9 protein-coding genes and 2 pseudogenes are annotated in these 8877 nt (G+C 70.4%); 4 read left to right on the plus strand and 7 right to left on the minus strand.

All coding sequences use genetic code 11. From position 1 onward, the window contains the following. Nucleotides 1–143: 143 nt before the first annotated feature. Nucleotides 144–263 (minus strand): SDR family oxidoreductase, encoded by a 120-nt coding sequence (locus tag ACWGIU_RS20275; RefSeq protein ID WP_453707694.1) that lies wholly within the window; start codon nt 261–263, stop codon nt 144–146. Between the two features lie 121 nt (nt 264–384). Between ACWGIU_RS20275 and ACWGIU_RS20280 the strand changes: the two are divergent. Further along, nucleotides 385–558, plus strand: a pseudogene (locus tag ACWGIU_RS20280) (TetR/AcrR family transcriptional regulator); the annotation flags it as partial. A 393-nt stretch (nt 559–951) separates the two neighbouring features. Further along, nucleotides 952–2421, plus strand: a complete 1470-nt coding sequence (locus tag ACWGIU_RS20285) for a sensor histidine kinase (protein WP_453707696.1) — start codon at nt 952–954, stop codon at nt 2419–2421. 212 nt (nt 2422–2633) lie between these two features. Here ACWGIU_RS20285 and ACWGIU_RS20290 read toward each other — a convergent pair whose 3' ends face one another. Both ACWGIU_RS20290 and ACWGIU_RS20295 read right to left on the minus strand, forming a co-directional pair. Next, nucleotides 2634–2891, minus strand: coding sequence for a WhiB family transcriptional regulator (locus tag ACWGIU_RS20290; RefSeq protein WP_003953983.1), 258 nt, complete (start codon nt 2889–2891; stop codon nt 2634–2636). A 323-nt stretch (nt 2892–3214) separates the two neighbouring features. After that, nucleotides 3215–4180, minus strand: coding sequence for a diacylglycerol/lipid kinase family protein (locus tag ACWGIU_RS20295; RefSeq protein ID WP_453707698.1), 966 nt, complete (start codon nt 4178–4180; stop codon nt 3215–3217). 84 nt (nt 4181–4264) lie between these two features. Here ACWGIU_RS20295 and ACWGIU_RS20300 point away from each other — a divergent pair, with 84 nt between their 5' ends. Then, a complete protein-coding gene (locus tag ACWGIU_RS20300) occupies nt 4265–4714 on the plus strand; it encodes a hypothetical protein (RefSeq protein ID WP_453707700.1) in 450 nt (149 codons plus the stop codon). A gap of 28 nt (nt 4715–4742) precedes the next feature. Here ACWGIU_RS20300 and ACWGIU_RS20305 read toward each other — a convergent pair whose 3' ends face one another. The 3 genes from ACWGIU_RS20305 to ACWGIU_RS20315 form a co-directional block, all read right to left on the minus strand. Beyond that, a complete protein-coding gene (locus tag ACWGIU_RS20305) occupies nt 4743–5786 on the minus strand; it encodes an RNA polymerase sigma factor SigF (RefSeq protein ID WP_453707702.1) in 1044 nt (347 codons plus the stop codon). Next, nucleotides 5783–6196 (minus strand): ATP-binding protein, encoded by a 414-nt coding sequence (locus tag ACWGIU_RS20310; protein WP_030012703.1) that lies wholly within the window; start codon nt 6194–6196, stop codon nt 5783–5785. The genes ACWGIU_RS20305 and ACWGIU_RS20310 overlap by 4 nt, the downstream gene beginning before the upstream one ends. Before the next feature lie 205 nt (nt 6197–6401). Next, nucleotides 6402–6662: a UBP-type zinc finger domain-containing protein gene (locus ACWGIU_RS20315; protein ID WP_453707704.1), complete on the minus strand. Its 261-nt coding sequence runs from the start codon at nt 6660–6662 to the stop codon at nt 6402–6404. 217 nt (nt 6663–6879) lie between these two features. On the opposite strand from ACWGIU_RS20315, the gene ACWGIU_RS20320 reads away from it, so the two are divergent. Further along, nucleotides 6880–8460 carry a Na+/H+ antiporter gene (locus tag ACWGIU_RS20320; protein WP_453707706.1) on the plus strand — a complete coding sequence of 527 codons (1581 nt, stop codon included), beginning with the start codon at nt 6880–6882 and terminating at the stop codon, nt 8458–8460. Nucleotides 8461–8529: 69 nt separating this feature from the next. On the opposite strand, the pseudogene ACWGIU_RS20325 reads toward ACWGIU_RS20320, so the two are convergent. Next, nucleotides 8530–8877, minus strand: a pseudogene (locus ACWGIU_RS20325) (1-aminocyclopropane-1-carboxylate deaminase); the annotation flags it as partial.

The following is an 8877-nucleotide window of genomic DNA, read 5'->3' on the forward strand; positions in this document are numbered from 1 at the left end:
AATCCACACCGAACCCGGAAGGCCCTCACCCGTTCAAGACGCCTCAGCCGAGACCTGCATCACCCGTCCACAACCTCCCGGGGCAATACACCTAGGTCGCGTCGAAGCAGCGCCGGTCGGCCCGCGGCGTCCGGTTCCGGGCGTCACGGGACGGACGCGTCGGTCTCGGTGATGCCAGGACCGACCGAGTTCACGGTGATCCCGCGCGGAGCCGGTTCGGCGGCCGGTGACCGGGCCGGCGCGTTCGCCGCGCCCTTGGCCATGACCGTGGCCAGGATGGCGGCAGGGCGATGTCCGGCGTGCCGGTCACGTTCACGATCCGGCCCCCGTCACACAGCCGCTCCAGCCGCGATCGCCCGCATCCTGCGCGAGGCCGCCGATGTGATCCGGGCCGACATGGCCACCGGGGTGCTGCCCGCCGACACGGACGCGCGGGCGCTCGCCCGGTACGCCGGAGCGGTGCTTCAGGGGATGTCCCAGCAGTCCCGCGACGGCGCGAGCCGGGAAGAACTGGAGGCGGTGGCGGAGCGGGCCCTGATGGCCTCGCCCGAGGCCTGACCGGCCGGGGGACCGCGCCCGGTATCCGCGCGGCGTTTCCGGGGAGGAGTTCCTCTGGGCCACGGTGCAGGACGGGACCCTCGACCCGCCCGGCACCGTAGCCCGGAGTACTTACGGCCGACAGGTGTGCGGTTCCCGACGGCCGGTGGAGGTGCCTGCGCGGTCAGGGCAGAGCGCGCGGCTTACCTCTATCCGTCCTCCTGTGCGGGGAGGGCGGAGGTTCTGCAATCAATTGTGGACTAGACCATTCTGTTCTGTCCATCCAATGACAGGGCATGGAAACCCGTCACTTCCTCCAACAGTACGCGGCCCGCGCCCCGCTTGGATACTCCTGAGTACCGCCGTGGGGAAAGTCATGGCGCGTACCCGGGGTACGCTCGCAAGGTGCCCTCCATGAACGACCTCGTACGCCAGCACACCGCTCTCGGTGAAACCGACCTGGAGTGGCTCCACCTGCTGGTCTCGGAGTGGCAACTGCTCTCCGACCTGTCCTTCGCCGACCTCGTCCTGTGGGTGCCCACCCTCGACGGCACGCGGTACGTCTCGGTCGCCCAGATGCGCCCGAACACCGGCCCCACCTCGTACCAGGACGACATGGTCGGCCACCTGGTGCCGCGCGGCCGCCGTCCGCTGCTGGACGCCGCGCTCGACGAGGGCCGGATCGTGCGCGAGGGTGACCCCGAATGGCGCGAGGAGGTGCCGGTCCGCGTCGAGTCGATCCCCGTCCGCCGCGAGGGCCGGGTACTGGGAGTGATCGCGCGCAACACCAATCTGCTCACTGTGCGTACACCGAGCCGGCTGGAGCTGACCTACCTCCAGTCCGCCTCCGACCTCGCCCAGATGATCGCCGCGGGGTCCTTCCCGTTCCCCGGCCAGCAGGTCGACATGGATGCCTCCCCGCGGGTCGGGGACGGCCTGATCCGCCTCGACGCCGACGGCGTGGTGACCTACGCCTCCCCGAACGCGCTCTCCGCCTACCACCGGCTCGGCCTCGCCTCCGATCTCGTCGGGCAGCACCTGGGCAACACCACGGCGGAACTCGCCCCCTCCCGCGGACCGGTGGACGAGGCCCTGGTCAAGCTCGCCAGCGGCTGGGCCCCCCGGGAGACCGAGGTCGACGGCAACGGCGGGGTCATTCAGCTCCGCGCCATCCCGCTCAAGCCGAAGGGCACCCGGATCGGCTCCCTGGTGCTGTGCCGCGACGTCACGGAACTGCGTCGTCGCGAACGTGAATTGATCACCAAGGACGCCACCATCCGGGAGATCCACCACCGGGTGAAGAACAACCTCCAGACGGTGGCCGCACTCTTGCGGCTCCAGTCCCGCCGGATGGATTCACCGCAGGGCCGCGAGGCGCTGAACGAGGCCGTGCGCCGTGTCGGATCGATCGCGATCGTGCACGAGACGCTCTCTCAGAACCTCGATGAGCGGGTCGAGTTCGACGAGATCGCCGACCGCGTCATCGCGATGGTCTCGGAGATCTCCCCGGGCAAGGTCGACTGCCGACGCACCGGCAGGTTCGGGATCCTGGATGCGGAGGTCGCCACCCCCCTGGCGATGGTGCTCACGGAGATCCTGCAGAACGCCCTGGAGCACGCCTTCACCCAGGGGGAGCGGGGCACCGTGGAGGTGGCCGCGATCCGCACAGGAAGCGGTCGTACCGACGGACGGCTGCTGATCACCGTGCTCGACGACGGCAGCGGTCTGCCCGAGGGATTCGACCCCCAGCGGGCCGGCAATCTGGGGCTGCAGATCGTACGGACCCTCGTGGAGGGGGAGCTCGGCGGCACGTTCGACATGCTCCGGGCCGAGCCGCGCGGCACCAAGGTCGTCCTCGACATCCCGTCCAGCCCGCAGAAGTAACGCGGAGCAGCAGCCAGGCTGTGACTCAGTGTGACGGTCTGCCCGGCGCCAGCCTTCACCCGGCCGTCACCCGGCTATCGGTCCGCCGACCCGGACCGGACCCCGAACAGCACTGAGCCCCGGACCGAATCATTCGGTCCGGGGCTCAAGAGCACGGTGCTGAGCGCTTGTTCGGTACTACGCGCTGCGCGTCGAGGCTCGAAAGTCGTTTGTCAGGCGCTGGCGTTGCGCGCCCGGTTGCGAGCGGCGCGGCGCTTCATGGCGCGGCGCTCGTCCTCGCTGAGACCGCCCCAGACGCCGGAGTCCTGACCGGACTCGAGCGCCCACTGCAGGCACTGCTCCATGACGGGGCAACGGCGGCAGACGGCCTTGGCTTCCTCGATCTGCAGCAGCGCAGGACCGGTGTTGCCGATGGGGAAGAAGAGTTCCGGGTCTTCCTCACGACAAACGGCGTTGTGACGCCAGTCCATGGCTGCTCCATCTCCTTGTATTGCGAACAGGTTGCTTGTGAATGTGAACGCTTTCACGAATCCCCCGTGAGGGAAGCGCGACCGCCCGGTTTCACGCGGGTGATCAGTCAGAGATTCGTGGAGGGGTTCTGGCGGTCTGTGTGGGTGCCGGGTGTTGCGGGCTGTCCCGATCGCCATGAAGAGATTCGCAAACCTCGGACGGGGATACAACCCCTTCCGGAAAGTTTTTTTTGATTCGTCGGTGTCTACTAGGTCACAGCCCTACATCGTGAGGGTGGACCGGCGTGTAAACGTTCGAGTGAAAGGCCTTCGGGCCCTTCTACTCACACAATCACACGCAGTGCACGGCGTACGCCTGTGAACCGAACGCTGGTCCGCAGTCCGAGGTGATCACCGTCCATCTGGAAGGGAAGCGGAACCTTCGAATGCAAGGTGAAGTCGGTCAGATCGTGCAGAGACACCGCGTGCTTGCCGTGTGGACCCCGCTCAGGAGTGGAGGTCAGGAGCTGTGTCGCGTACCGCGCGACCGCCGGAGTTGACAAACGGTCCAGGGCCAATACGTCAAGCGCAGTATCGAACGAAGCTTCGGGGGAGGCGTAAAGGGGACGATTCCCCAGATACGTCCACGGTGACGTATTGCACACTATCGACAGCACCAGATCGGTCACAGGGTCCGCACCGGGGCGCTCCAGCGTGACCGTTCCGTGACGCCGGTTCGGCTCCTCCCAGAACTGGCGTATCAGCTGTCGCACGTACAGGGCGTGCGTCGAACGCTTGCCGCGCTCGCGCTGCTGCTCCACCCGGCCCACCACTCCCGCGTCGAAGCCGAAGCCCGCGCAGAAGGTGAACCAGCGGGCCGGGACCGACTCGTCCTCCGTACCCGGGGTGCCGGCCGCCAAGCCCAGCCCCACGGTCCGCTCGCGCTGCTCCCGCAGTGCGTCCAGCAGGGCGCCGGTCGCCTCGACCGCGTCGTTGGGCAGTCCCAGGGCGCGCGCGAACACATTGGTGGAGCCGCCGGGGACCACCGCCAGCCGCGGCAGCCGCTCCGGATCGGGCCCGTCGTGCAGGAGTCCGTTGACCACTTCGTTGACCGTGCCGTCGCCGCCGAGGGCGACGACGAGGTCGAGCCCCTCGTGCGCGGCCTTGCGCCCCAGGTCCCGGGCGTGCCCGCGGTACTCGGTGGTGACCGCCTCCAGCTTCATCTCGCTGGCCAGGGCATGGGTCAGGACGTCGCGCGTGCGCGCACTGGTGGTGGTCGCTGCTGGGTTGGCCACGAGAAGTGCACGCATGAGCGCCAGACTACCCACCCCTTCACATGCCGACCCTACTGCCCGTCCCCTCCGGGGTCCGGCGGGCGCCGCTACCCTGCTGGAGTGAGTAAGAAGCAGCCCGCGCATGCCCCCGCCCCCGCCGCCGCCCCGACCACCGCGCTGCCCGGCCGGCTGACCGCGGCCGCCGCGCTCACCGCCCTGGAGGGCCTGGCCCTGGCCGGCCTCGGGCTCTACATGCTGTTCGTGGGGATCGCCGGTGACCCCGACTCCCCGCAGCAGGCCGAGACGGGCGGGATCACCCTGCTCGCGCTCGCCGCGCTGCCGCTGGTCGCGGCCCGCGGGCTTCGGCTGGGGCGCCGGTGGAGCCGCGGCCCGGCCCTGATCACCCAGCTGATGGCGCTGCCTGTGGCCTGGACCCTCTACAGCACCGGCGGTGCGATGATCGCCGCCGCCGTGGCGCTGGCCGTCGCCGCGGTGGCCGTCGTCGTGCTCCTGGTGAATCCGACGGCGACCGAGGCTCTCGGTATCGGGCCCGGGGAACAGGCCCGATAACCGGTCGTCCGGTTCCTCCCGCGCTCGCCTACTCCTCGACGAGGAGCTTTTCGCGGAGCTGGGCCAGGGTGCGGGCCAGCAGCCGGGAAACGTGCATCTGCGAGATGCCGACCTCCTGGGCGATCTGCGACTGGGTCATGTTGCCGAAGAAGCGAAGCAGCAGGATCCGCTTCTCCCGCGGCGGCAGGCCCTCCAGCAGCGGCTTGAGGGACTCGCGGTACTCGACGCCCTCCAGGGCCTCGTCCTCCGAGCCCAGGGTGTCCGCGACCGCCGGCGACTCGTCGTCGGTGTCCGGCACGTCCAGGGAGAGCGTGCTGTAGGCATTGGCCGATTCCAGTCCCTCCAGCACCTCCTCCTCGGAGATCCCCAGCCGCTCGGCCAGTTCGTGCACCGTCGGAGAGCGGCCGTGCTGCTGGGACAGTTCGGCCGTGGCCGTCGTGAGCGAGAGCCGCAGCTCCTGCAGACGACGCGGTACCCGTACCGCCCAGCCCTTGTCCCGGAAGTGGCGCTTGATCTCGCCGACCACCGTGGGCGTGGCGTACGTGGAGAACTCGACCCCGCGGTCCGGGTCGAACCGGTCCACCGATTTGATGAGGCCGATCGTCGCGACCTGGGTCAGGTCGTCGAGCGGCTCACCGCGGTTGCGGAAGCGCCGCGCCAGGTGTTCCACCAGGGGCAGGTGCATCCGTACCAGCCGGTTGCGCAGCTCGGCCTTCTCCACCGAACCGTCCGGCAGCGCCCGCAGTTCGATGAACAGGGCCCGCGCGCCACTGCGATCGCGCGGATCCGGCAGCGCCGGGGCCGCGGTGAACACCGGCACCGGCGGTACCAGGGGGGCCGTGGCCTCGGCCTCGGCTCCCGTTCCGGTCGGCCGGGATGGTTGTGGTTGTTCCTGCTGGTTCTCGCTCATAGGGCCCGCCCGTCGCTCCGCCGAGTCCAAAAAGCCGTCTTCCGCATCCGCGTCAGCCGGGTGCGGCCGGGCGTGCTGCTGCTCCGGGATGCCGCCGTCGACCTCGTGCTGCCATACCCGGGGCCGATCCCCGCCCCGCACCGGGATCTCCCCGCCGCTCACGCCGGGCCTGGTCCCGCGCCGCGCTGTTTGTAGAGGCTGATGCTCACCGTCCGGTTCTCCTCGACCGTGGCCTCGACCTTGCCGGCCAGCGCCGACAGGACCGTCCACGCGAACGTGTCACGCTCCGGTGCGCGCCCGTCGGTGGTCGGCGCCGAGACGGTCACCTCCAGCGAATCGTCGATCAGCCGGAACACGCAACTGAGGACGGAGCCCGGCACGGCCTGCTGGAGCAGGATCGCGCAGGCCTCGTCCACCGCGATGCGCAGGTCCTCGATCTCGTCGAGGGTGAAGTCCAAACGTGCCGCGAGGCCGGCCGTGGCCGTCCGCAGCACCGACAGGTAGGCACCCGCAGCGGGCAGCCGGACTTCCACGAAGTCCTGAGTCCCGGGCTCGCCTGCGATCTGGGACACCCTCACCTCCAAGGTGGTACGAGCTCTGTTCGCCGGTGACGCTATCGCGATCCGGGCGATCGTGTCGCGGCACCCCTCTCGGCGCCCGCTTCGAGCACCCCGCCTGCGAGCCAGTGACTGATGGTAAGCCCATGGGTACGCACAGTGGCTAGGGGTCTGCGGGGCCCAAATCAGGGGAACCGGCGGAGGGTTGAACTACCCCGCTTCAGACGATCGAACCGTCGACAAAACACCAGCGCCACGTCTCACCCGGTTCGAAGCTCCGCATCACCGGATGGCCGGTCTGCTCGTGGTGTGCGGTGGCGTGCCGGTGGGGTGAGGAATCACAGCAGGCCACGTGCCCGCACCCCAGGCACATCCGCAGCTGCACGGGGTGGCTGCCGAGGGCCAGGCATTCGGGGCAGGTGTGGTGCGAGGGCACCGGTTCGGGACGCGGCAGTTCGGCAACATGGGTGCACTGGCTCATCGCATTCTCCTCTACCGGAACCCCGGCCTTCAGTGTTGCGGCGCACCGCGCACCGCGCGCACGGGTCGGAGCCGCGAGCAGCGGAGTGTCGTTGCGTCACGCTTTGACCGGAGCTTGATCTCGTACAGAATACGTTCCCGCCGTGCGAGTCCTGGGGATCTCCTTCGCCGAGCCCGCGCGTTCGGGGCGAGCGGCCGACGATTGAGGTGGATCTTCGATGGAGGTATTGCCGCTGGTGGCGCTGATCGCCGGCAGTGCGGCGGTCGCCGGGCTGGCGCGCCGGACCCCGGTGCCCGCGCCGCTGCTGCTGGTCGCCGCCGGCCTGCTGGCCGGGTATGTCCCGGGGGTGCCCGCCTACGCCCTCGACCCGCACATCGTGCTGCCGTTGCTGCTCCCGCCGCTGCTGTACACGGCGGCGGTGGACAGCTCGTACCTGGACCTGCGCGCGAACGTCCGGCCCATCGCGATGCTCTCGGTGGGCTACGTGCTCTTCGCGACGCTCGCCGTCGGGTACGCGGCGTACGTGCTGGTGCCGGGGCTCTCCGTGCCGGTGGCGCTGGTGCTGGGCGCGGTGATCGCCCCGCCGGACGCGGTCGCCGCCACCGCGATCGCCCGCAAGCTCAAGCTGCCGAACCGGATCACGACCATCCTGCAGGGCGAGTCCCTGGTCAACGACGCCACCGCGATCACCGCGTACAAGGTGGCGCTGGCCGCCGCCGTCGGGGTGAGCGCCGGCTGGGCGGGCGGGATCGCGGAGTTCCTGCTGGCCTCGGTGGGCGGCATCGGCGTGGGCCTGCTGCTGATGGTGCCGATCCACCACCTGCGCACGCGGCTGAGGGAGCCCCTGCTCCAGAACACCCTGTCGCTGCTGATCCCCTTCGTGGCGTACGCGGCCGCCGAGCGGGTGCACGCCTCCGGAGTGCTCGCGGTGGTCGTGGTCGCGCTCTACCTGGGGCACCGGAACTGGCAGGTCGACTTCGCCACCCGGCTCCAGGAGGAGGCGGTGTGGAAGGTGGTCGCCTTCGTGCTGGAGTCGGTGGTCTTCGCGCTGATCGGGCTCCAGCTGCCGGTGGTCCTCACGGGGCTGGGCGAGTACAACGGCCTGCACGCCGCCTGGTACGCGGTCGCCGTGTTCCTCGCGGTGGTGGTGGCCCGGTTCCTGTGGGTCTTCCCGGCGACCTTCGTGCCCCGCTGGATGTCGCCGCGGATCCGGGACCGGGAGCCGGAGACCGACTGGAAGGCCCCGGTCATCGTGGGATGGGCCGGGATGCGCGGCGTGGTCTCGCTGGCCATCGCCTTCTCCGTGCCGATGACCGTGCCGCACCGGAACCTGATCCTCTTCCTGACCTTCACCACGGTCATCGGGACGCTGGTGGTGCAGGGGCTGACGCTGCCACCGCTGATCCGGGCACTGAAACTGCCGCCGAAGGACGTGCAGGCCGAGACCCTGGCGGAGGCGCAGGCACAGAGCGAGGCCTCACGGGCGGCCGACGAGCGGCTGGCGGAGCTGCTGGAGGAACCGGAGAACAGCACGCTGCCGCCGCCCCTGGCGGACCGGCTGCGGACGGTCATGGAGCGGCGGCGCAACGCGGTGTGGGAGCGGCTGGGCGAGGTCAATCCGGAGACGGGCGAGTCGGCGGACGACATCTACCGGCGGCTCGCGCGGGAGATGATCGCGGCCGAACGGGAGGTCTTCGTGACGTTGCGGGACCAGCGGCGGATCGACGACGAGATGCTGCGCGCGCTGCTGCGCCGGCTGGACCTGGAGGAGGCCGCGGCCTACCGCGAGGAGAGCTAGGGCGTGTGGGCAGGGTAACGCCGGCCGGCCGCGGGGCAGGCGGGGCTTCGCGGACAGGACCCAGCGCGGTTACGGCCGGCCCGTGACGACGGCGGCGAGGGTCGTGCCGCGCGGGAAGGCGCCGGACGCGGTGAGCTCGGCCAGGGCCCAGAGCAGCTTGGCCACGTAGATCCGCTCCACCGGGAGGCCGTGGCGGGATCCGAAGTCGGCGGCGAAGGCCTCCAGCTCGGCCGGGACCCGGGCGTAGCCGCCGTGATGGAAGTCCTCGGCCAGGGTCCACGCGCCGGCCGGGCCCCCGAAGGCGGCCGCCTGGAGGGAACGTATCTCCGCGGCCAGGAAACCGCCCGCCAGGACCGGAACCCCGAGCGCCCGCTGCCCGGGGGCCAGCCCGGCCGCGAGGCCCGCCAGCGTCCCGCC

The sequence above is a fragment of the Streptomyces sp. NPDC054840 genome (genome assembly GCF_053611065.1).

Excerpts from the sequence above, each read along its gene's own strand:
- ACWGIU_RS20275 (WP_453707694.1), bottom strand. The coding sequence starts at position 263 with ATGGCCAAGGGCGCGGCGAACGCGCCGGCCCGGTCACCGGCCGCCGAA.
- ACWGIU_RS20285 (WP_453707696.1), top strand. The coding sequence starts at position 952 with ATGAACGACCTCGTACGCCAGCACACCGCTCTCGGTGAAACCGACCTG.
- ACWGIU_RS20290 (WP_003953983.1), bottom strand. The coding sequence starts at position 2,891 with ATGGACTGGCGTCACAACGCCGTTTGTCGTGAGGAAGACCCGGAACTC.
- ACWGIU_RS20295 (WP_453707698.1), bottom strand. The coding sequence starts at position 4,180 with ATGCGTGCACTTCTCGTGGCCAACCCAGCAGCGACCACCACCAGTGCG.
- ACWGIU_RS20315 (WP_453707704.1), bottom strand. The coding sequence starts at position 6,662 with ATGAGCCAGTGCACCCATGTTGCCGAACTGCCGCGTCCCGAACCGGTG.
- ACWGIU_RS20320 (WP_453707706.1), top strand. The coding sequence starts at position 6,880 with ATGGAGGTATTGCCGCTGGTGGCGCTGATCGCCGGCAGTGCGGCGGTC.